Annotated in this window: 19 protein-coding genes; 9 read left to right on the top strand and 10 right to left on the bottom strand. The window is 60.5% G+C overall.

The window, feature by feature from the left end:
* Window positions 1-174: 174 nt before the first annotated feature.
* The 6 genes from CKW15_RS07585 to cmoB all read left to right on the top strand — a co-directional run bounded on the left by CKW15_RS07585 (window position 175) and on the right by cmoB (window position 8,392).
* Window positions 175-2,583 carry a glucose/quinate/shikimate family membrane-bound PQQ-dependent dehydrogenase gene (locus CKW15_RS07585; RefSeq protein WP_095151961.1) on the top strand — a complete coding sequence of 803 codons (2,409 nt, stop codon included), beginning with the start codon at window positions 175-177 and terminating at the stop codon, window positions 2,581-2,583.
* A gap of 278 nt (window positions 2,584-2,861) precedes the next feature.
* Window positions 2,862-5,279, top strand: coding sequence for an endopeptidase La (gene lon, locus CKW15_RS07580; RefSeq protein ID WP_095058634.1), 2,418 nt, complete (start codon window positions 2,862-2,864; stop codon window positions 5,277-5,279).
* Window positions 5,280-5,495: 216 nt separating this feature from the next.
* Entirely contained in the window at window positions 5,496-5,888 is a 393-nt protein-coding gene (locus CKW15_RS07575) for a protease inhibitor I42 family protein (RefSeq protein WP_095151960.1), read from the top strand.
* 2 nt (window positions 5,889-5,890) lie between these two features.
* On the top strand, window positions 5,891-6,532 hold the full coding sequence (locus CKW15_RS07570) for a lysoplasmalogenase (protein ID WP_095151959.1): 642 nt from the start codon (window positions 5,891-5,893) through the stop codon (window positions 6,530-6,532).
* A gap of 163 nt (window positions 6,533-6,695) precedes the next feature.
* A complete protein-coding gene (cmoA, locus tag CKW15_RS07565; RefSeq protein ID WP_095058631.1) occupies window positions 6,696-7,439 on the top strand; it encodes a carboxy-S-adenosyl-L-methionine synthase CmoA in 744 nt (247 codons plus the stop codon).
* Entirely contained in the window at window positions 7,436-8,392 is a 957-nt protein-coding gene (gene cmoB / locus CKW15_RS07560) for a tRNA 5-methoxyuridine(34)/uridine 5-oxyacetic acid(34) synthase CmoB (RefSeq protein ID WP_095151958.1), read from the top strand. The genes cmoA and cmoB overlap by 4 nt, the downstream gene beginning before the upstream one ends.
* A gap of 113 nt (window positions 8,393-8,505) precedes the next feature.
* Here cmoB and tadA read toward each other — a convergent pair whose 3' ends face one another.
* Together tadA and CKW15_RS07550 are read right to left on the bottom strand one after the other, a co-directional pair.
* Window positions 8,506-9,003 carry a tRNA adenosine(34) deaminase TadA gene (gene tadA, locus CKW15_RS07555; RefSeq protein ID WP_095058629.1) on the bottom strand — a complete coding sequence of 166 codons (498 nt, stop codon included), beginning with the start codon at window positions 9,001-9,003 and terminating at the stop codon, window positions 8,506-8,508.
* Complete coding sequence (locus CKW15_RS07550; RefSeq protein WP_095058628.1) at window positions 9,003-10,379, bottom strand: multicopper oxidase family protein; 1,377 nt, start codon at window positions 10,377-10,379, stop codon at window positions 9,003-9,005. The genes tadA and CKW15_RS07550 overlap by 1 nt, the downstream gene beginning before the upstream one ends.
* Before the next feature lie 350 nt (window positions 10,380-10,729).
* On the opposite strand from CKW15_RS07550, the gene CKW15_RS07545 reads away from it, so the two are divergent.
* A complete protein-coding gene (locus CKW15_RS07545; RefSeq protein ID WP_095151957.1) occupies window positions 10,730-12,802 on the top strand; it encodes a TerD family protein in 2,073 nt (690 codons plus the stop codon).
* A 173-nt stretch (window positions 12,803-12,975) separates the two neighbouring features.
* Here the strand turns inward: CKW15_RS07545 and guaA are convergent, their stop codons facing one another.
* From guaA to CKW15_RS07505, 8 genes are all read right to left on the bottom strand, one after another.
* Entirely contained in the window at window positions 12,976-14,553 is a 1,578-nt protein-coding gene (guaA, locus tag CKW15_RS07540; RefSeq protein ID WP_095058626.1) for a glutamine-hydrolyzing GMP synthase, read from the bottom strand.
* 99 nt (window positions 14,554-14,652) lie between these two features.
* The gene (gene guaB / locus CKW15_RS07535) at window positions 14,653-16,122 is read right to left on the bottom strand and encodes an IMP dehydrogenase (protein ID WP_095058625.1); all 1,470 of its coding nucleotides are present in this window, start codon (window positions 16,120-16,122) and stop codon (window positions 14,653-14,655) included.
* A gap of 207 nt (window positions 16,123-16,329) precedes the next feature.
* On the bottom strand, window positions 16,330-16,878 hold the full coding sequence (locus CKW15_RS07530) for a sugar ABC transporter ATPase (protein ID WP_095058624.1): 549 nt from the start codon (window positions 16,876-16,878) through the stop codon (window positions 16,330-16,332).
* 186 nt (window positions 16,879-17,064) lie between these two features.
* Window positions 17,065-18,246: a formate-dependent phosphoribosylglycinamide formyltransferase gene (gene purT / locus CKW15_RS07525; protein ID WP_095151956.1), complete on the bottom strand. Its 1,182-nt coding sequence runs from the start codon at window positions 18,244-18,246 to the stop codon at window positions 17,065-17,067.
* A gap of 87 nt (window positions 18,247-18,333) precedes the next feature.
* Window positions 18,334-18,801: a VUT family protein gene (locus tag CKW15_RS07520; protein WP_095058622.1), complete on the bottom strand. Its 468-nt coding sequence runs from the start codon at window positions 18,799-18,801 to the stop codon at window positions 18,334-18,336.
* 146 nt (window positions 18,802-18,947) lie between these two features.
* The gene (locus CKW15_RS07515) at window positions 18,948-19,163 is read right to left on the bottom strand and encodes a DUF1289 domain-containing protein (RefSeq protein WP_095151955.1); all 216 of its coding nucleotides are present in this window, start codon (window positions 19,161-19,163) and stop codon (window positions 18,948-18,950) included.
* Window positions 19,160-19,684 (bottom strand): gamma carbonic anhydrase family protein, encoded by a 525-nt coding sequence (locus CKW15_RS07510; protein ID WP_095058621.1) that lies wholly within the window; start codon window positions 19,682-19,684, stop codon window positions 19,160-19,162. Before CKW15_RS07510 ends, CKW15_RS07515 begins: the two co-directional genes overlap by 4 nt.
* A gap of 54 nt (window positions 19,685-19,738) precedes the next feature.
* Window positions 19,739-20,338, bottom strand: a complete 600-nt coding sequence (locus CKW15_RS07505) for a CoA pyrophosphatase (protein WP_095058620.1) — start codon at window positions 20,336-20,338, stop codon at window positions 19,739-19,741.
* Between the two features lie 147 nt (window positions 20,339-20,485).
* Between CKW15_RS07505 and CKW15_RS07500 the strand changes: the two genes are divergently transcribed.
* Both CKW15_RS07500 and CKW15_RS07495 read left to right on the top strand, forming a co-directional pair.
* Window positions 20,486-21,037 (top strand): NUDIX hydrolase, encoded by a 552-nt coding sequence (locus CKW15_RS07500; protein WP_095151954.1) that lies wholly within the window; start codon window positions 20,486-20,488, stop codon window positions 21,035-21,037.
* 108 nt (window positions 21,038-21,145) lie between these two features.
* Window positions 21,146-21,649 carry a murein L,D-transpeptidase family protein gene (locus tag CKW15_RS07495; RefSeq protein WP_095058618.1) on the top strand — a complete coding sequence of 168 codons (504 nt, stop codon included), beginning with the start codon at window positions 21,146-21,148 and terminating at the stop codon, window positions 21,647-21,649.
* The last annotated feature ends 114 nt before the right edge of the window (window positions 21,650-21,763 follow it).

Genomic DNA, 21,763 nt, shown 5'->3' with positions numbered 1-21,763 from the left:
TGGCGGTGTATCAGTCAACACACATGCCCGCTGACACACCGCCATCGCTGGCAAGCCAGCTCCTACAAGGGATTGCGTCAACCCAATAGGTTTTATCTGAACCATGCCCCAGCAAGATCGTCATCTACAGTGATCTTGCGCGGGACTCTTTGAAACATCACGGAGAATCACACTATGAGCACAGATAGTGCCTTGAGTCGAAGCCGTCTATTGCCGACCCTGCTCGGCATTTTGCTTCTGCTGATGGGCCTGGCCATGCTGGCCGGGGGGATCAAGCTGAGCATGCTCGGCGGCTCGCTGTATTACCTGCTGGCCGGTATCGGCCTGGCACTGACCGGCGCGTTGTTGATCGCCGCTCGCCGCGCAGCGCTGGGCCTGTACGCACTGGTGCTGTTCGCCAGCACCGTGTGGGCATTGTGGGAAGTCGGCCTCGACTGGTGGCAACTGGTGCCGCGTCTGTCGCTGCTGTTTGGACTGGGCATCGTCATGTTGCTGCCGTGGTTCCGCCGTCCGCTGCTGGTCAGCGGCGCTGCACCGATGGGCACGGGCGCACTGAGCGTCGCCGTGGTGCTCGCGGGCGCGACGGCACTGGCCAGCCAGTTCACCAACCCGGGTGAAATCAAAGGCCAACTGGACCGCGACAGCGTGCCGGGCATGACCAACACCGCCCCGGCCATGCCGGACGGTGACTGGAACTCCTACGGCCGCAGCGCCCACGGCGACCGTTACTCGCCGCTGGCGCAGATCACACCGCAGAACGCCCACAAACTGGTCGAAGCCTGGTCTTATCGCACCGGCGACCTGCCAGGGCCGAATGACCCGGGCGAAACCACCGCCGAAAACACCCCGCTGAAAGTCAACGGCATGCTCTACGTGTGCACGCCGCACAGCCAGGTGATTGCACTGGACCCGGACACCGGCAAGGAGATCTGGCGTTTCGATCCGAAGCTCTCCACTCAGAACGCGGCGAACTTCAAGGGTTGGGCGCACATGACCTGCCGTGGCGTGACCTATCACGATGACGCCGTGTATGCCTCCGAGCAGAGCCCGACCGGTTCGGCCAGCCCGGCCCCGGCCAACGCTTGCCCGCGCCGCATCTTCCTGCCGACCGCCGACACCCGTCTGATTGCCCTCAACGCCGACACCGGCAAGATGTGCGAAGACTTCGGCGACAAGGGCCAGGTCGACCTGCGCGCCAACATCGGCGGCTTCACGGCCGGCGGTTACTACTCCACTTCGCCACCCGCAGTCACCAAGGACCTGGTGGTGATCGGCGGTCACGTCACCGACAACGTCTCCACCGACGAGCCAAGCGGCGTGATCCGCGCATTCGACGTGCACACCGGCAAACTGGTGTGGAACTGGGACAGCGGCAACCCGGACGACACCACGCCGATTGCCGAAGGTGAGGTCTACACCCGCAACTCGCCGAACATGTGGTCCATGTTCGCCGTCGATGAAAAACTCGGCATGCTTTACCTGCCGATGGGCAACCAGACCCCGGACCAGTTCGGTGGTGATCGCACCCCTGAATCTGAACTGCACGCAGCCGGCCTGACTGCCCTGGACATCGCCACCGGTCAAGTGCGCTGGCACTTCCAGTTCACTCACCATGACCTGTGGGACATGGACGTCGGCGGCCAGCCAACCCTGATGGACCTGAAAACCGCTGACGGCGTCAAGCAAGCGGTATTGGCATCGACCAAGCAAGGCAGCATCTACGTGCTGGACCGCAGCACGGGCCAGGCCATCGTGCCGATCAATGAAGTGCCGGTGCCGCAAGGCGCGGTGGAAGGCGACCACACGTCGCCAACCCAACCGAAGTCCGACCTCAACCTGATGCCGCCGCCGCTGCAAGAGCGCGACATGTGGGGCGTTACACCGTTCGACCAACTGATCTGCCGGATCGACTTCAAATCCATGCGCTACGACGGCCCGTTCACGCCGCCATCGCTGCAGGGTTCGATTGTGTATCCGGGTAACTTCGGTGTGTTCGACTGGGGCGGTATTTCGGTTGACCCGGTGCGTCAGATCGCATTCGTGAACCCGAGCTACATGGCGTTCAAATCGAAAATGATCCCGGCCGCTGAAATCGCAGCACAAGGCCCGCGCAAAAGCGAAACCGAAGGCGTGCAGCCGAACAAAGGCGCGCCATACGGCGTAGTCCTTGAAGCGTTGCTGTCGCCAATGGGCCTGCCATGCCAGGCGCCAGCGTGGGGTTACGTGGCAGCGGTCGACCTGACCACCCAGCAGATTATCTGGAAGCACAAGAACGGCACCGTGCGCGACAGCTCGCCGGTTCCGATTCCGTTGAGCATGGGTGTGCCAAGCCTGGGCGGCACCTTCACCACCGCCGGTGGCGTCGGTTTCCTCAGCGGCACCCTCGACCAGTACCTGCGTGCCTACGACGTGAAAAATGGCAAGCAGCTGTGGGAAGGCCGCCTGCCGGCCGGCGCGCAAACCACGCCGATGACCTACACCGGCAAGGACGGCAAGCAATACGTGCTCGTCGTCGCCGGCGGCCACGGTTCGCTGGGCACCAAGCAGGGTGACTATGTGATTGCGTACAAACTGTCCGAGTAAGTTTTAGCGGCAATAAAAAGGCGACGCCCTCACAGGCGTCGCCTTTTTTTGATCGTGTGAAAAACACTGTAGGCGATGGCGTGTCAGGCGACATCACCGCAGCTGACACACCTTCGCCAGCAAGCCGGCGCCTACAGATGAATTCATCTGTCACAGTTTCCAGCCAACCTGTCTGTGCGCTGAACACACAGCCAAAACACCTGCTTGCACAAATTGACCGTTGAAACCACCGCCAACCTGCCCCATCTAAGACCCATACCCATTGCGCAGGTGCCCCCATGAGCGACCAGCAAGAATTCCCCGAAGAGCCGAGCGAATACGCCGATCCAGAGAACGCCGAACACCACACCACCGGCAAAGGCCTCGCCCTGCCTGGCCAAAACCTGCCGGACAAGGTCTACATCATCCCGATCCACAATCGCCCGTTCTTCCCGGCCCAGGTGCTGCCGGTCATCGTCAATGAAGATCCGTGGGCCGAGACGCTGGATCTGGTGGCCAACTCCGAACACCACACCCTGGCCCTGTTCTACATGGACACGACCCAGGAAGACCCGCGCCATTTCGACACCTCGGCCCTGCCGCTGTACGGCACGCTGGTCAAGGTGCACCACGCCAGCCGCGAAAACGGCAAACTGCAGTTCGTCGCCCAGGGCCTGACCCGCGTCCGCCTCAAGACCTGGCTCAAACACCATCGCCCGCCGTACCTGGTGGAAGTCGAATACCCGCACCAGCCGAGCGAGCCGACCGACGAGGTCAAGGCCTACGGCATGGCGTTGATCAATGCGATCAAGGAACTGCTGCCGCTCAACCCGCTGTACAGCGAAGAGCTGAAGAACTACCTCAACCGCTTCAGCCCCAACGATCCATCGCCGCTGACCGACTTCGCCGCGGCCCTGACCTCGGCCACCGGCAGCGAGTTGCAGGAAGTGCTCGACTGCGTGCCGATGCTCAAGCGCATGGAGAAAGTCCTGCCGATGCTGCGCAAGGAAGTCGAAGTCGCGCGTCTGCAAAAAGAGATTTCCGCCGAAGTGAACCGCAAGATCGGCGAGCATCAGCGTGAGTTCTTCCTCAAGGAACAGCTCAAGGTCATTCAGCAGGAACTGGGCCTGACCAAGGACGACCGCAGCGCCGACATCGAACAGTTCGAACAGCGGCTGGTCGGCAAAGTCCTGTCACCCCAGGCACAGAAGCGCATCGAAGAGGAAATGAACAAGCTGTCGATCCTCGAGACCGGCTCGCCGGAGTATGCGGTCACGCGCAACTACCTCGACTGGGCGACCTCGGTGCCGTGGGGCGTTTTCGGCGAGGACAAACTCGACCTCAAGCACGCCCGCAAGGTGCTGGACAAACACCATGCCGGCCTCGACGACATCAAGGACCGCATCCTCGAATTCCTCGCGGTCGGTGCCTATAAAGGCGAGATCAGCGGATCCATCGTTTTGCTGGTGGGGCCACCGGGCGTGGGCAAGACCAGCGTCGGCAAATCCATCGCCGAATCCCTCGGTCGGCCGTTCTATCGCTTCAGCCTCGGCGGCATGCGTGACGAAGCCGAGATCAAGGGCCACCGCCGCACCTACATCGGCGCGCAACCGGGCAAACTGGTGCAGGCGCTCAAAGACGTCGAAGTGATGAACCCGGTGATCATGCTCGACGAGATCGACAAGATGGGCCAGAGCTACCAGGGCGACCCGGCCTCGGCCTTGCTGGAAACCCTCGACCCGGAACAGAACGTGGAATTCCTCGACCACTATCTGGATCTGCGGATGGACCTGTCGAAAGTGCTGTTCATCTGCACCGCCAACACCCTGGACTCGATCCCCAGTCCGTTGCTCGACCGGATGGAAGTAATTCGCCTGTCCGGTTACATCACCGAAGAAAAAGTCGCCATCGCCAAGCGTCACCTGTGGCCCAAGCAGCTTGAGAAAGCGGGCGTGTCCAAAGGCAGCCTGAGCATCAGCGACAACGCCCTGAAGGCGTTGGTCGACGGATATGCCCGTGAAGCCGGCGTACGTCAGCTGGAGAAAAACCTCGGCAAACTGGTGCGTAAAGCGGTGATGAAACTGCTCGACGATCCAAAGGCCGTGATCAAGCTCGGCACCAAGGACCTCGAAACGTCCCTCGGCAAGCCGGTGTTCCGTAACGAGCAAGTGCTGTCGGGAGTCGGCGTGATCACCGGTCTGGCCTGGACCAGCATGGGCGGCGCGACTTTGCCGATTGAAGCGACACGTATCCATACGCTCAACCGTGGCTTCAAGCTCACCGGGCAATTGGGCGATGTGATGAAAGAATCGGCGGAAATCGCCTACAGCTACGTCAGCTCGCACCTGAAGATGTTCGGCGGCGATGCGAAGTTCTTCGATGAGGCTTTCGTGCACTTGCATGTGCCGGAAGGTGCGACCCCCAAAGATGGCCCGAGCGCCGGCGTGACCATGGCCAGTGCCCTGCTGTCGCTGGCCCGCAACCAGCCGCCGAAAAAAGGCGTGGCGATGACTGGCGAACTGACGTTGACCGGGCATGTACTTCCGATTGGCGGCGTGCGCGAGAAGGTCATTGCGGCGCGGCGGCAGAAGATTTTTGAACTGATCTTGCCTGAGGCCAACCGCGGGAGCTTCGAAGAGCTGCCGGAGTATTTGAAGGAAGGCATCACCGTGCATTTCGCCAAGCGGTTTGCGGATGTGGCGAAGGTGCTTTTCTGATGTGCCTCTAGCGCCTGCATTACCGCCATCGCGAGCAAGCTTGCTCCTACAGTGATTGGGGGTGCTCACAGATTATGTGTCCACCGCAAAACCCTGTAGGAGCTGGCTTGCCAGCGATGGCGTCGGCACTGACAACGCCGACTTCCCTGGCTGTCACAATTTGTCTCAACTCGGTTATGCTCGCCGTTCGTCGTGAACGCCGGAGCCGCTGATCTTATGTCCCCCACTCGCCTGTTGATCCCCCTCGCCCTCGCCTTGCTGGCCGGATGCGCCACGCAACCTGCACAGAACGTGACCGTGGAAAAACAAAGCGAATGCCCGGTGCAGCTCAGCAACGGGCAAAACCTGATCCTGACCCTGCCGAGCAACCCCACCACGGGTTACCGCTGGGCCATCCAGGATTCAGCCGGTGGCGTATTGCACGCATTAGGTCCAGAGGTTTACCGAAATCCGGAGGATGCCGGCGTCGTGGGCGCGGCAGGCGTGTCGACCTGGCGCTTCCAGGCCTTTGCTCCCGGCAACGGGCGCCTGCGCCTGACCTCGCAACAGCCTTGGGCGCCGGAAGTGTTGCCGGTGGAAACCTTCGACTGCGCGATCTCGGTTAACTGACCGTGGGCTGGCTGATTCTGGCGCTGATGGGCGCGGTGACCTTTCTCTACGGCCTGAGCGTCCATGCGTCTCTGCTGTGCCTGCTGGTCAAGCCGCTGCCGGTGCTGGCCCTTCTCGGCTGGCTACACGACGCGCCACCCAGCGATTACCGGCGCTGGATCAGTCTCGGATTGATTTTCTCCCTGCTCGGCGATGTGCTGCTGGCGTGGCCCGGGGATTTGTTTGTGTTCGGCCTCGGGGCGTTTCTGGTCGCGCATCTGGCTTATCTGAAAGCCTACTTGAGCGACTGTCGGCGTCTGGCGCTGTTGCCGCTGATCATCGCCCTCGGCGTTGGCGCGGTGTTGTTGGGGATTCTGATTTCCCACGGGCTGGGGCCATTGCTGGTGCCGGTGATCGTGTATGGCCTGGCGATCAGCGCCATGCTTTGGCGCGCACTGGCCCGGCTCGGGACCGAGGTGCCCAAACGTTCGGCGCTCTTGGCGGCAGCAGGCGCGGTGGCGTTTGTGTTTTCCGATAGCGTGATTGGCATCAGTCGTTTCGTGGTGCCATTTGATGCCGCGCCTTATGTGATCATCCTCAGCTACTGGCTTGGGCAATGGGGGATCACTGCTTCGGCTTTCAGCCAAAAAACGCACTCAACATAAAAAAGATCGCAGCCTGCGGCAGCTCCTACGGGGATCGGGTTTCCAATGTAGGAGCTGCCGCAGGCTGCGATCTTTTGATTTTGCGCTTTATCAGACAACCCGCGCATCCCTGCGCCAACTTGGCTAAAATGCCGGCCTTTTCACCGATACCGCCGGAACCGCCGTGAGCAAAGAATCCGATCGCCTTTTCGCCCAGCCTTTGACCCAGGTGCCTGACTTCGCCTTCAACGAGGACGTGGTGCGGGTGTTCCCGGACATGATCAAGCGCTCGGTGCCCGGTTATCCGACCATTGTGGAAAACCTCGGCGTGCTCGCCGCGCAATTCGCCCAGCCCAATAGCGTGCTCTACGACCTCGGCTCGTCCCTTGGCGCCGTGACCCAGGCCCTGCGCCGTCATGTGCGCACCGACGGTTGCCGCGTCATCGCTGTGGATAACTCCGCCGCCATGGTCGAGCGCTGCCGCGAATACCTCAACGGTCAGGATTCGATGTTCCAGGAGTTGCTGCCGGTCGAAGTGATCGAAGGCGATATCCTCGCCCTGCAATTCCAGCCAGCCTCGGTGGTGGCGCTGAACTTCACCCTGCAATTCATTGCCCCGGATCAGCGCACGGCGTTGCTGTCGCGTATCCGCCAGTCACTATTGCCCGGCGGTGCATTGATCCTCTCGGAAAAACTGCGCTTCGAAGACGAGCAGGAGCACGCGCTGCTCACCGACCTGCACATCGCCTTCAAACGCGCCAACGGCTACAGCGAACTGGAAATTGCCCAGAAGCGCAGTGCCATCGAAAACGTCATGAAGCCCGACAGCCTCGAAGAACACCGCGAACGCCTGTTGGCCGCCGGGTTCTCGAAAGTCGTGCCGTGGTTCCAGTGTCTTAACTTTGCCTCGTTGATTGCCTTGCCATGATTGATCTGTCCCCCCTCGCCCGCCGTCTGGCCGGCACGCCGCTGGCCGATTGGGCCAACACCCTGCAAGCACAACTCGACAAGAAAATGGAGAAGGGTCACGGCGACCTGGAGCGCTGGCAGAGTGCGCTGGATGCCTTGCCGAAAATCCAGCCGAGCGAAGTCGATTTGCTCAACGGCTTGAAGCTCGACACCGATTGCGACGATGAAACCCGTGCACAAATGCGCACGGCGTTGATGGGCCTGTCGCCTTGGCGCAAGGGGCCGTTCGACCTGTTCGGCGTGCACGTCGACACCGAATGGCGTTCGGACTGGAAGTGGTCGCGGGTCGCTCCGCACCTGGATCTGAAAGGCAAACGCATCCTCGATGTCGGCTGCGGCAACGGCTATTACATGTGGCGCATGCTCGGCGCCGGCGCCGACAGCGTGATCGGCGTCGATCCGAACTGGCTGTTCTTCTGCCAGTTCCAGGCGGTGCAGCGTTACCTGTCAGAGCCGAATGCCTGGCACCTGCCCTTCCCGTTCGAAGACCTGCCGCCGAACCTCGAAGGCTTCGACACGGTGTTTTCCATGGGCGTGTTCTACCACCGCCGTTCGCCCATCGAGCATTTGCTGGCGCTGAAGGATTGCCTGGTCAAGGGTGGTGAACTGGTGCTGGAAACCCTGGTGATCGAAGGCGACCAACAGCAGGTGCTGGTGCCGGAGGACCGATACGCGCAAATGCGCAACGTGTGGTTCTTGCCGTCAGTTCCGGCGCTGGAACTGTGGCTGCGCCGCGCCGGGTTCACCGATGTGAAATGTGTGGACGTCAGCACCACCACAATCGAGGAACAGCGCGGCACGGAGTGGATGAAGTATCAGTCGTTGAGTGACTTCCTTGATCCCGAGGATCACAGCAAGACCGTTGAAGGATTGCCGGCGCCGATGCGGGCGGTGATTGTCGCGAAGAAATGATCCACAAACACCTGTAGGAGCTGGCTTGCCAGCGATATCGGTGGTTCAGTCGACATCGCGGTTGTGTGTGCCGACGCTATCGCTGGCAAGCCAGCTCCTACAGAGGGCGGTGTTTAGTCTGCAGGTTTTGCGCGGCGGGCCTTGAAGAACTCGCTCAACACCGCCCCGCACTCCTCCGCCAACACCCCGCCCTCATACAACACCCGGTGATTCAAAAAGCCCTGGGTGAAAAACTGCCCCTGGCTCTGCACAATCCCCGCTTTCGGCTCCAGCGCGCCGTACACCACCCGCGCAATCCGCGAATGCACGATCAGCCCCGCACACATGCTGCACGGCTCCAGCGTGACGTAGAGCGTGCTGCCCGGCAGACGATAGTTGCTCACGGTCTGAGCCGCATTGCGGATCGCAACCATCTCGGCGTGGGCGCTAGGGTCGTTGCCACTGATCGGGCAGTTGAAGCCGCGACCGATGATCTCACCGTCCTGCACCAGCACCGCGCCCACCGGCACTTCACCGAGAGCGGCGCCTTCAGCGGCCAATGCCAACGCTTCGCGCATGAAATCACGATCACGACTGCGATCAATGATCGCGGCGGGACGAATCTGACGCATCACGCCACCTCGATGGCGGCCATCAGGCCGGTTTCCATGTGATCGATCACATGGCAATGGAACATCCAAACTCCCGGATTATCCGCCACCAGCGCCACTTGAGCGCGCTCGTTCTTGCCCAGCAGATAGGTGTCAGTGAAATACGGAATGACCTTGTGCCGGTTCGAGGCGATCACTTTGAAACTCATGCCGTGCAAGTGAATCGGGTGCTGATACTGAGTCATGTTCTTCAATTCGAAAATGTAGCTCTTGCCCTTTTCGAGCTTGGCAATCGGGCGGTCGGCGCAGGTCTTGTCCGTGATGTCCCAGGCCTTGCCATTGATCTGCCACAGGCTGGGCGGCTTGCCGTTGTCGACGTTGACCGACACCGAGCCGACCCATTCGAAATTGAAGTTGAGTTTCTCGGCGTTGGCCAGGTCCGGCTCGGCGATCGGGTTGGCCGGCAGCGCCGGTGGCCATTCGGTCGGCGCGTCGGTATTGGCCACCGAACGGAAGGTGCCAAGGCGTACCGGACCGTTGCGTAACGACAACTCTTCACCAGCCGGCGGGGCCTTGATTGCCAGGCAAATGCGCATGCCGGGACCCAGCCAGTATTCCTTGCCCAGTGGGCGCGGCTCGATGGGGTTGCCGTCCAGCGCGTAGATCTGCGCTTCGACGCCGGGAATGTTCAGGCGATAGGTCAGCGTGTTATCGAGATTGAGCAAGCGCACGCGGGTGACCTGTCCGGCCGGCAATTCGATCACCGCTTGTGGCACGCCGTTGATCGTCGACAGCCGCCCCGCCGTACCGCCACGGGCGGCTTCACGGGGAATGCTGAACGCGACGAAGTTACCCACATCGTCGACATGCCAGCTCTTGAGACTCAAGGTTTTTTCGTACCTGAAACCGGTCGGCTCGCGCTCTTCGATGATCAGCGGCCCCACCAGCCCCCGGCCAAGTTCTTCGCTGCTGTTCACATGCGGGTGGTACCAATAACTGCCGGCATCCGGCACGCGAAACTTGTAGTCGAAGTATTCACCCGGCAATACCGGCAGCTGCGACACATAAGGCACACCGTCCATCTCCAGCGGCAGGCGGATGCCGTGCCAGTGAATGGTGGTCGCGACCGGCAGATGATTGATGAAGCGCACCCGCAGCCATTCACCCTGGCGCACACGCAATTCGGTGCCCGGTGCCGATGGGCCGAAGGCCCAGGCCGGCGTCTTGTGCCCGGCCACCAGTTCGACGTCCAGCGGTGCCGCGATCAGTTCGTAATCGTGACCCGCCTCGGCGTCAGCCATCTTGCCCAGCCAGTAGCGCGACGCGCCCCCAGCACCGACACCAACGACAACAAGACCAGCCAGGCCACCGAGGATTTGGCGACGGGTAAACGACATGAACTCAACTACCTCACGTATCAGCAACAGGCCCGGAGGGCCGCAAAAGGCAAATACGATACACCTGCAACTGCGAAACAGTAAGGAATCCTGGATGAAAAAACGCAGGCACTTTGCTTGCCCGGCATGGTGAAGCAGCTTGTTACTGTTGCGATGTACAGCAACCTGACAAACAGGAACAGCCTCCCGTAGAATCCCTTCGTGGCTATGGAACACCTTCCTTCTAAATCTCCTATGACCTAGGGGTTCCGCTCTCCACACCGCGCCTGCTTCTTGCAGGCGTTTTTATATCGGCTGTAGACACGATGCTGCAGCTCGTTCACGACGGAGGCCAAGGGAGAAAATCAAGGATGAATCAGGAGCTGTTCCTGCGTCGCCGTACCAAAGTTCACGTCCCGATGGGCACTGGCGGTGCCACGCCCGCTCAGGTCGCGTCGGCTGTCCGGGAAGTCGCTGCATTCCGATGTGTACTATCAGAGCCTCTGATTGAGCAAATCGGCATGTTGTCAGCGACAGAACTCAAGCACTGGCTGCGCGACATTGTCGGAGTGCTTCGGCGGGAGACTGGCGCTCATGTGCACCACCGGCCGTTTTATCCTGACTTTCCGGAGCAAGTTCTGACGGCCTCAGAGGCGCAGTTGTACCTGAACGCCGTCATCCACTGCCTCACGCTTTGGCGTTTACCACCGACTGGACACTCTCGACCTGCATTGCTTGAAGGCAACTTCATTTCCCGCGTTATCGAACCGGGAAGCGTCTTTGAGTTCGAGTCACTGCTCGAGCCGCTGGTTTCATCGCGTACCTCGCTCTCCGAAGAGGAAGCTGCCGATGTCGTCTGGTTTATTCGAGAGTACAAAAGCGATGTGTTCCGTCTGCTGCCTGAGACCATCCCATTTCGGGAGATCCGTGCACGGGTTGGCGGCGCACTGATCCTGCATGTCGCCAGTGACGCACGGGTGGACGCATTCCTGGAGCGAAACGTCGAAACGGCGACTGACGTGCTACGGCTGGCGGTCGCGCTGAATGGAGGAGACGTGTCGCTGACGACAACTTCGACACGTTTCACCGCGATGAAGCGCTCAATGCGCCGTCTGCTGTTGCGCCTGCTCGAGCACATACCCAACGCTGTAGAAGACGTGATGCGCCATGCTGAGCGCTGGAAACGTCTGGCTGAAGTACTGCATCCGGGCGACTACGCCGATAAGTACCCACGAGCGCTAGCCGCCATCACGGCAGCGCGTCGCAACGAAGCGCCAGCCTCATTTGGATCACGTGTCGAAACATTGCTTGCCCAGCGTCACATCGCCACGCTTGTGCCAATACTTCAGAGCCGTCCTGGTGAGTTCGCACGACGGCTGGACGCGACCCTGCGGCGCGCGACGGAACCAGAGTCGGTTCTCGACGCGTTCGAGGCTGTAGCGACACAAGTGTCGTCACCTGTCCTGCTGCAGTTGCTGGCCCAAGTACGCTCTCCGCGCCCCCTGCCCCTGCGGGCCTTCACACCGAAAGGTTCATTCGCCAAAATCTATGGCATCAAGGATCGACGCGAACCGCTCACACCCGACGTGTTGGCTCGTGCAGCCCGAATCTGCGAAGACGCTCTCGTAAAACGTTTTGCGTCGCTGCCGCCACTAGGCCGCTGTTTCATCGATCCAGCATTACGCGAATACCGGGTGCCGCTGGCGCAGCGTGCCTCATCGAAATCGCTACGTACGCTGGTGCGGGGCAGTCGGTTGCCTATACCTGACACACGTTTCATTCGTCTGTTCCTGTGGTGGAAAAATGGCTGTGAACGCACGGACATCGACTTGTCCGCCGCATTTTTCGACGCCAACTTCGTGTTCACACAAACGGTCGCGTACTACAACCTGAAGGGTTTCGGTGGCTACCACAGCGGCGACATCGTCGACGCGCCCGACGGGGCTTCGGAGTTCATCGACCTCGACCTTAATGTCCTCGTCAAGAAAGGTATCCGCTACGTCGTCACGTCTATCAACTCATACACCGAGCAGCCGTACTGCGATCTTCCAGAATGCTTCGCTGGCTGGATGGCCCGCGCCGACGCAGCATCGGGTGAAGTATTCGAGCCGCGCTCCGTGTTCGACCGTATCGATATCGCATCCGACACACAGATCTGCCTGCCATTTGTTTTGGACTTGCAGGAACGACGCGTGATCTGGGCCCATCTGGGGCTGACTTCATCTCCCCGGTGGAACAATGTCGAGAACAACCTCAGTGGGATATCGTTGATGCTGCGGGCTTTGGTGCATACACCACGGCCTGATTTGGAAACTCTGTTCGACTTACATGTTCGAGCACGGGGGGAACGAGTGGCTTCGCCGCAGCAGGCACAGGCGGTGTTTGCGCCTGATCAAGGGATAACGCCGTTCGATACGGATTTGATTCGATCACAGTTTCTCTAAAAACTACGCCAGCCTTTGCCATCCACCGAAAACGACGAATCTTGCTTCGGCGCTTTCCACCCAAAAACAAAAATGCCAGTCAGCATAACTGACTGGCATTGGCTAAAACCCTCCTGCGCCCCTCCGAATCTAACGTTGAACTCTGGAGGGTGCCGGCTTTGTGGGTCGCCTCATCATTCCCACTCAATGGTCGCTGGCGGCTTGCTCGACACGTCGTAAGTAACGCGGGAGATACCTTCGATTTCATTGATGATGCGGCCGCTGACGGTTTCCAGCAGTTCGTAAGGCAGGTGTGCCCAACGCGCGGTCATGAAGTCGATGGTTTCCACGGCACGCAGGGCCACGACCCAGGCGTAACGACGGCCATCGCCGACCACGCCAACCGATTTCACCGGCTGGAACACCACGAAGGCCTGGCTGACCTTGTGGTACCAGTCGGCTTTGCGCAGTTCTTCGATGAAGATGTGGTCGGCGCGACGCAGCAGGTCGGCGTATTCCTTCTTCACTTCACCGAGGATGCGCACGCCCAGGCCCGGGCCCGGGAACGGGTGACGGTAGACCATGTCGTACGGCAGGCCCAGTTCCAGGCCCAGACGACGGACTTCGTCCTTGAACAGTTCGCGCAGTGGCTCGACCAGTTTCAGGTTCATTTCTTCCGGCAGGCCGCCCACGTTGTGGTGCGACTTGATCACGTGAGCCTTGCCGCTTTTCGCGCCAGCCGACTCGATCACGTCCGGGTAGATGGTGCCCTGGGCGAGGTACTTGATGTTGTCCAGTTTATTGGACTGGGCATCGAACACGTCGATGAAAGTACGGCCGATGATCTTGCGCTTCTTCTCCGGGTCGGCTTCGCCGGCCAGGTTGTTCAGGAACTGATCTTCAGCATTGGCGCGGATTACTTTGACGCCCATGTTCTCGGCGAACATGGCCATCACTTGCTCGCCTTCGTGCAGACGCAGCAGGCCGTTGTCGACGAACACGCAGGTTAGTTGGTCGCCGATGGCTTTGTGCAGCAGCGCGGCAACCACGGACGAATCCACGCCGCCGGACAGGCCGAGCAGGACGTTGTCGGTGCCAACCTGGGCGCGAACCTGGGCGATGGCGTCTTCAGCGATCTTCGACGGAGTCCACAGCGCTTCACATTCGCAGATGTCGAGGATGAAGCGCGACAGGATGCGACCGCCCTGCTTGGTGTGGGTCACTTCCGGGTGGAACTGCACGCCGTAGTAGCCGCGAGCATCGTTGAACATGCCGGCAATCGGGCAGCTCGGGGTGCTGGCCAGGATGTGGAAGTCTTCCGGCATGCGGGTAACTTTGTCACCGTGGCTCATCCACACGTCGAGGCCGAACAGGCCATCGGCGTCGATGTGGTCTTCGATGCCGTCGAGCAGGCGGCTCTTGCCGACCACGTCTACGCGGGCGTAACCGAACTCACGCAGCTCGGAACCTTCAACCTTGCCGCCCAGTTGCTCGGCCATGGTCTGCATGCCGTAGCAGATACCGAAGACCGGTACGCCGAGGTCGAAGACTGCTTGCGGACAGCGAGGGCTGTTGGCTTCGTGGACCGACTCTGGGCCGCCAGCGAGGATGACGCCTTTAGGAGCGAATTCGCGGATCGCATCTTCGTCCATGTCGAACGGGTGCAGTTCGCAGTACACGCCGATTTCACGCACGCGGCGGGCGATCAGCTGGGTGTACTGGGAACCGAAGTCGAGGATCAGGATGCGGTGGGCGTGAATGTCGAGGGCCATGATTCAGTCTCGTCTAAAAAATTCGGAAACAGTCGTGATTCAGAAACAACTCGGGGCTGAATAGAACAGCCCCGGTTGCTTAGCTTGTTGCTTGAAGGCTCAACCTACGCGGTAGTTTGGCGCTTCTTTGGTGATCTGCACGTCGTGAACGTGGGACTCGGCCATGCCTGCGCCGGTGATCCGCACGAACTCAGGCTTGGTGCGCATCTCTTCGATGTCGGCACTGCCGGTGTAACCCATCGAGGAACGCAGGCCGCCCATCAGCTGGTGGATGATCGCGCTTAGGGTGCCCTTGTACGGAACACGCCCTTCGATGCCTTCCGGAACCAGCTTCTCGGCGCCTGCCGAAGAGTCCTGGAAGTAACGGTCGGAGGAACCTTGAGCCTGGGACATGGCGCCCAGCGAACCCATGCCGCGATAAGCCTTGTACGAACGACCCTGGAACAGTTCGATCTCGCCCGGCGCTTCTTCAGTACCGGCGAACATCGAGCCCATCATCACGCAGGAAGCACCAGCCACGATGGCCTTGGACAGGTCACCGGAGAAACGGATGCCGCCGTCGGCGATCAACGGAACGCCTGTGCCTTCAAGGGCAGCGGCGACGTTGGCGATGGCACTGATTTGCGGGACGCCGACACCGGCGACGATACGGGTGGTGCAGATCGAGCCTGGGCCGATACCGACCTTGACGGCGTCAGCGCCGGCTTCGGCCAGGGCCTTGGCAGCAGCGCCGGTGGCGATGTTGCCGCCGATGACCTGCACTTCAGGGAAATTCTGTTTGACCCAGCGAACGCGGTCGATCACGCCTTTGGAGTGACCGTGAGCGGTGTCGACCACCACCACGTCAACGCCGGCGTTGACCAGGGCGGCAACGCGGTCGCCGGTGTCTTTACCGGTACCGACAGCAGCGCCCACGCGCAGACGACCTTGATCGTCCTTGCTGGCCAGCGGGTAAGCCTTGGCTTTTTCGATGTCGTTGACGGTCATCATGCCTTTGAGGGCGAACTTGTCGTCGACGATCAGCACGCGCTCGATTCGGTGCTTGTGCAGCAGTTCACGCACATCGTTCTTGTCGGCGCCTTCCTTGACCGTGACCAGGCGCTCTTTAGGCGTCATCACTTCACGGACAGTGGCTTCCAGACGGTTCTCGAAACGCACGTCACGGGAGGTGACAATGCCGACCAGGTCGCCATCGTGCAGCACCGGAACGCCAGAGATGTTGTGCATGCGGGTCAGGTCGAACAGTTCGCGCACGGTAGCGTCGGCGTCGATGGTGATCGGGTCCTTGACCACACCGGCTTCGTAACGCTTGACCTTGCGCACTTCGGCAGCTTGCTGCTCGATGGTCATGTTCTTGTGGATGATACCGATACCACCTTCCTGAGCCATGGCGATTGCCAGACGGGCTTCAGTGACGGTGTCCATGGCGGCGGAGACCAATGGAATATTCAGTTCGATGCCACGGGTAAGGCGGGTCTTGAGACTGACTTCGTTAGGAAGCACCTCGGAATAACCGGGCACTAGGAGAATGTCGTCGAATGTCAGAGCTTCTTGGCTGATACGCAGCATCGCGGGGGCTCCCGAGCGGGAAAATGGAAGCGCGCCATTATAGTCAGACACCCTCTCGGGTTCAATGTAAAACTCTGTCTATTATCGACGCGGTGATCGACGGGAGATTTGAAGAGCATCGCCAGCAAGCCGGCTCCTACGGATTTGGCGTGATCTTGTAGGAGCCGGCTTGCTGGCGATCAACGATAACGCGGTCCATCAGATGCGCTACAACTCGACCTTCACCCAACTGACCGGCTGATCGAGCCAATCGGCAAACTCATCGAGAAAGCTCTGCTTGAAGCCGGCTTCGGCCCAGTTATTGAAGATGAAACCGAGGTTGGAGAAGCCGCATTCCTGCAGGAACAGGAAGCCGTTGATGTCGTCTTCATGCCCGCATTCCGGGCAGGTGAAGTTATCGGTGCGCCCCGGCATCCAGTCTTCCAGGCTTTCAAACAAGGCCTCACCCACTTCCTTGCGACACTCGGCGCAGCCCGCTTCTTCAAGGAAACCCTTGGCTGGCGTATAGATGCAACGCTTGGTGACGATCTCCAGGCCGTTGACCGGTTCGCCGAACGGCAGCGCTTCCGGGTGCAGGACCACCGCGCGGGCACCGTCGGCGATGGCATAGGCCATGCGATTGCCGGTGCGTCCACAAGTGGTCAGTTCTTCCTGGATGATGTTCTTGCGCACCAGCCAACGCACGATCGCCCGGGCCCGGGGCTCGTGCACCGCCAGCGTGGAGATTTTCGGGACGATGATGCTTTGCGAATTCATGGGGTACAGGCCTGGAGCATGGATAAATGTCCTGTAGGAGCGAGCCTGCTCGCGATGGTCGTTAACGAAAACGCGGGGGAATCTGGTTCCCCGCGGTGTTCTTGAGTCCATCGCGAGCAGGCTCGCTCCTACAGGTAGAGCAATGGCGCGATGCCCATAGAAGGTATAGGCCCGCCGGAGAGGTTTTTACAGCTCGACAACAACCGCCTGCGAAGCACGGGTCGCCTTGGCGCGAGCGGCTTCGATCGACTCGTCGCGCGCCAGGGCCACGCCCATGCGGCGCTGGCCGTTGACTTCAGGCTTGCCGAACAGGCGCAGCGCGGTATCCGGCTCGCTCAACGCAGCACCCAGGTTGGCGAATGCGGTCTGGGTCGACTGCCCCTCCACCAGGATCACCGCCGAGGCCGAAGGCCCGAACTGACGAATCAACGGAATCGGCAGGCCGAGAATGGCGCGCGCGTGCAGGGCGAACTGCGACAGGTCCTGAGAAATCAGGGTCACCAGACCCGTATCGTGCGGGCGCGGCGAGACTTCGCTGAACCACACCTGATCGCCCTTGATGAACAACTCAACGCCAAACAGACCACGGCCGCCCAAGGCTTCGGTGACTGCTTTGGCAACGCGCTCGGATTCCGCCAAGGCAACCGGGCTCATGGCTTGCGGCTGCCAGGATTCCTGATAGTCGCCCTTCTCCTGACGGTGGCCGACCGGCGCACAGAACGTAGTGCCGCCGATGTGACGCACGGTCAGCAGGGTGATTTCGTAGTCGAAGTCGATGAAGCCTTCGATGATCACGCGACCCTTGCCGGCGCGTCCGCCTTCCTGAGCGTAATCCCAGGCTTGCTTCACGTCATCGGCGCTGCGCAACAGGCTTTGGCCTTTGCCCGAGGAACTCATGACCGGCTTGACCACGCACGGGAACCCAAGGTCTTCGACAGCCTTGCTGTAGTCCTCGAAGGTGTCGGCGAAGTGGTACGGCGAGGTCGGCAGGTCCAGCTCTTCGGCAGCCAGGCGACGGATACCTTCGCGGTTCATGGTCAACTGCGCGGCGCGGGCAGTCGGGATCACCGTGAAGCCTTCGGCTTCCAGCTCCACCAGGGTCGCCGTGGCGATGGCTTCGATTTCCGGCACGATGAAGTGCGGCTTCTCGGCTTCGATCACCGCACGCAGGGCGGCACCGTCGAGCATGTTGATCACGTGACTGCGATGGGCAACCTGCATGGCCGGCGCATTCGCGTAGCGGTCCACGGCAATCACTTCAACGCCCAGGCGTTGCAGCTCGATCACCACTTCCTTGCCCAACTCGCCACAGCCACACATCAATACGCGGGTCGCGGTCGGCGACAATGGAGTTCCGATACGGGTCATCTGAAGGTCCTCAAGATGCGGATCATCGAGGGTCGCGTCGCCATGCGCGCTTCCCATGGGGAGAAAGCGCGGCATTTTACATGAACTTCAGCTGACGACAGCCTGTTTGCGCAGGCGCCAGGCCATGATCAACCACACGGCCGTGACACCGGCGAACTTTGAACCGAGGGCAGTGAGGATCACACCCGGCGTCAGCGCGTCGATCATGCCGAAGAAGATGAAGGTATCGAGGGGAATGCTCAGGGCCGAACTTATCCACAGGCGGTCGTGCAACGGGCGTTTGGTGATGCTGAACACCAGCCAGTCGATGCACTCGGACACCGCGAACGCCGTGGCGCTGGCCAGGGCGATGGACGGATCGGACGTTGCATAGGACAGCACCAGCGCCGCCAGCATCGCCACAATCGCGCCATGGCCGAAGCGGGTCTGCACCATGTCGCGCAGGATAAACACCAGACCACCCCAGGCCGACCAGATGATGTCGAGATGCGGGGCGGTGGAAAAGGCGTAGTTGATCAGCACAACGCTGCTGATGTAGGCGATCAGGAAGAGCATGGGGGCACCTGTCAATTTGGCGCACAGGATACTGTAGGAGCGAGCATGCTCGCGATGGTCGTGAACGATAACGTGGCAATCCTGACACCCTGCTGCGTTCACGGGCTCATCGCGAGCATGCTCGCTCCTACAGTGAAAGCCGTTCGTCAACTCCCGGGTTTTGCGCCGATCATCCAGACAAGCCCACTGGCCTTCGCCCGCTCATGACACAACCCCAACACCTTGCGGCGTTCGTCGTTGTCCATGCGGCTCCAGCGGGTAATCTCTTCCACGGTACGCTGGCAACCGGTGCAGACGTCATCGTCGTCCAGCGCGCAAATGTTCACGCAGGGCGATGCGACCGGGCGTTCGTTAGTGGTCATTCTTCCTGCTCGGCCAGATCGCGGGCATAGCGCTGGGCGTTGTGCACGTAGTGAGCCGCACCCGCCTCGAGCATTTTCTTCTGCGCCTCGGTCAGTTCACGCACCACCTTGCCGGGCGAACCCATGACCAGCGAACCGTCGGGGATCTCCTTGCCTTCACCGATCAGCGCATTGGCGCCGATGATGCAGTTCTTGCCGATCTTCGCGCCATTAAGCACGACCGCGTTGATGCCGATCAGGCTGTTATCGCCTACGGTGCAGCCGTGGAGCATCGCGTTGTGGCCGATGGTCACGCCGGTGCCGATGGTCAGCGGATAACCCATGTCGGTGTGCATCACCGTGCCGTCCTGGACGTTGCTGTTCTTGCCGATCAGGATCAGCTCGTTGTCGCCACGCAGCACGGCGTTGAACCAGACGCTGGCACCCTCTTCCAGTTTGACCCTGCCCACCAGCACGGCATTGGGTGCCACCCAGCTTTGCGGGTGAGTTTCGACGCGGGCGTCGCCCAGGCGGTATTTCATCTTGTTGTCCTCAAGGCTCAGGCAGCCGCGGTGTCAGCCATTCGAATGATGGCTTCAGGTATTGATGAAGCTTTTGGGAGGCTGGTGCAGACTGATTTTCGCGTCATACAGCAGGTTGATCAACTCGACGATCATGATGGCCGTCAGGCCCCAGATCTTGAACTCGCCATAGCGATAGCTCGGCACGTACCAACTGCGGCCCTGATAGTCGATGCGGTGGGTATGTTCGCGCGGGTCCTTGCGGAAGAATTCCAGGGGCACGCTGAACACTGCAGCGATCTCGGCATCGTTGGCCTGGTATTCGACGAAGTCGGGAATCACCCCGACATAGGGCGTGACCCTGATGCCATGCAGGGAGATCAACGGGCTGAGCGGGCCGATCACTTCGACCAGCCCCGGCGGCAAACCGATTTCTTCCTCGGCTTCGCGCAGGGCGGTGAAAATCAGGTCGGGGTCTCCGGGGTCACGGCGGCCGCCCGGAAAAGCCACTTCGCCACCGTGGGTCGAGAGCCCGCTGGCGCGCAATGTCAGCACCAGTTCCGGCTCGTCACTGCGAGTGATGGGTACCAGCACCGCTGCCTCGGGGAAACGACGGTCAGTCTCCAGCGTACGTGGAATATGATTACTTACCCGATGCAGTAGCTCATCCAGCATGAGTGTTCTCGATCTGTGCCTTACCCTGCATCATGCACCAATCATTGCGGTCGCCCAACCCCCGAAACAGCCCCATGTCGCGAAACGACAACTTGCCGACAGACACCGCCGCACGCCAAGATAGGCGCAGCATTCAGGAACCCAAGCATGAAATTTTGCAGCCAGTGCGGTAACCCGGTGACCCAGCGCATTCCCGAGGGCGATTCGCGCCTGCGTTTTGTCTGCGACAGCTGTCACACGATTCATTACCAGAACCCCAATATCGTCGCTGGCTGCGTGGCGACCTGGGGCACCAAGGTGTTGTTGTGCCGCCGCGCCATCCAGCCACGCCTCGGCTATTGGACCCTGCCCGCCGGTTTCATGGAAAACGGCGAGACCATCGAGCAGGCAGCCATTCGTGAAACCGCCGAAGAAGCCTGCGCCCGCGTGCGCAACCTGAGCATCTATACCCTGATCGACGTGCCGCACATCAGTCAGGTGCATGTGTTCTTCCGCGCCGAACTGACGGACCTGAACTTCGCCCCCGGCCCCGAGAGCCTGGAAGTGCAATTATTCGACGAAGCGGACATCCCTTGGGACGAGCTGGCTTTCCGCACGGTGGGCCGTACCTTAGAATGCTTCTTCGCTGACCGGCGGACCGAGGTCTATCCCGTACGGTCCGAATCGATCCCGCCGCTTGCTCAGCCTGTCATCACTTGATACATACTGGATACTCCTGAAGCCGCCGAAAGATCGCAGCCTTCGGCAGCTCCTACAAAAACACCTATAAATATATGTAGTCGCGACACCTCCTGGGGAATCGTTTCAATGCGCTGGTTGCTTGCCCTATTCTGTTTGTCGTTCGTCTCGGTATCCCAGGCTTCTGCCGTGGAAACCCTGAACGGCAAGGTCATCGAGAAAATTCTGGTTCTCAAGTCTTCCCATCAATTGCAATTGATCAATGACGGCAAGCCGATCAAGACCTATCGCATTTCCCTGGGCAAACGCCCCACGGGTCCGAAGCTGATGGAAGGCGACAAACGCACGCCGGAAGGTTTCTACTGGGTTGACTGGCGCAAGGTCAGCGAACGCTTCAACCTGGCGATGCATGTTTCCTACCCGAACATCAGCGACGCCGCCCGTTCACGGCGCGAAGGGGTTGATCCTGGCGGCATGATCATGATCCACGGGACTCCGGACACCGAAGAAAACCCGGAAAACCTGTTCCACACCCTGGACTGGACCGACGGCTGCATCGCCATGCGCAACATGGACATGCGCGAAGTATGGAACCTGGTGCCGGACGGCACGATGATCGAGATTCGCCCCTGACCTCGTGTTGAGTTGGGGCTTTTGTGGCGAGGGGGCTTGCCCCCTCGCCACAGGGATCACATTCCTACGGGCATTAAAAAACCCGCTGAAATCGCTTTCAGCGGGTTTTTCGTT

The organism is Pseudomonas sp. Irchel s3b5 (assembly GCF_900187435.1).
Lineage (GTDB): Bacteria > Pseudomonadota > Gammaproteobacteria > Pseudomonadales > Pseudomonadaceae > Aquipseudomonas.
This window is presented reverse-complemented; position numbering and strand designations above follow the sequence as displayed.

Coding starts and splice junctions, on each gene's coding strand:
- CKW15_RS07585 (WP_095151961.1), top strand. CDS start 175: ATGAGCACAGATAGTGCCTTGAGTCGAAGCCGTCTATTGCCGACCCTG.
- lon (WP_095058634.1), top strand. CDS start 2,862: ATGAGCGACCAGCAAGAATTCCCCGAAGAGCCGAGCGAATACGCCGAT.
- CKW15_RS07575 (WP_095151960.1), top strand. CDS start 5,496: ATGTCCCCCACTCGCCTGTTGATCCCCCTCGCCCTCGCCTTGCTGGCC.
- cmoB (WP_095151958.1), top strand. CDS start 7,436: ATGATTGATCTGTCCCCCCTCGCCCGCCGTCTGGCCGGCACGCCGCTG.
- tadA (WP_095058629.1), bottom strand. CDS start 9,003: ATGCGTCAGATTCGTCCCGCCGCGATCATTGATCGCAGTCGTGATCGT.
- CKW15_RS07550 (WP_095058628.1), bottom strand. CDS start 10,379: ATGTCGTTTACCCGTCGCCAAATCCTCGGTGGCCTGGCTGGTCTTGTT.
- CKW15_RS07545 (WP_095151957.1), top strand. CDS start 10,730: ATGAATCAGGAGCTGTTCCTGCGTCGCCGTACCAAAGTTCACGTCCCG.
- guaA (WP_095058626.1), bottom strand. CDS start 14,553: ATGGCCCTCGACATTCACGCCCACCGCATCCTGATCCTCGACTTCGGT.
- guaB (WP_095058625.1), bottom strand. CDS start 16,122: ATGCTGCGTATCAGCCAAGAAGCTCTGACATTCGACGACATTCTCCTA.
- CKW15_RS07530 (WP_095058624.1), bottom strand. CDS start 16,878: ATGAATTCGCAAAGCATCATCGTCCCGAAAATCTCCACGCTGGCGGTG.
- purT (WP_095151956.1), bottom strand. CDS start 18,246: ATGACCCGTATCGGAACTCCATTGTCGCCGACCGCGACCCGCGTATTG.
- CKW15_RS07520 (WP_095058622.1), bottom strand. CDS start 18,801: ATGCTCTTCCTGATCGCCTACATCAGCAGCGTTGTGCTGATCAACTAC.
- CKW15_RS07515 (WP_095151955.1), bottom strand. CDS start 19,163: ATGACCACTAACGAACGCCCGGTCGCATCGCCCTGCGTGAACATTTGC.
- CKW15_RS07510 (WP_095058621.1), bottom strand. CDS start 19,684: ATGAAATACCGCCTGGGCGACGCCCGCGTCGAAACTCACCCGCAAAGC.
- CKW15_RS07505 (WP_095058620.1), bottom strand. CDS start 20,338: ATGCTGGATGAGCTACTGCATCGGGTAAGTAATCATATTCCACGTACG.
- CKW15_RS07500 (WP_095151954.1), top strand. CDS start 20,486: ATGAAATTTTGCAGCCAGTGCGGTAACCCGGTGACCCAGCGCATTCCC.
- CKW15_RS07495 (WP_095058618.1), top strand. CDS start 21,146: ATGCGCTGGTTGCTTGCCCTATTCTGTTTGTCGTTCGTCTCGGTATCC.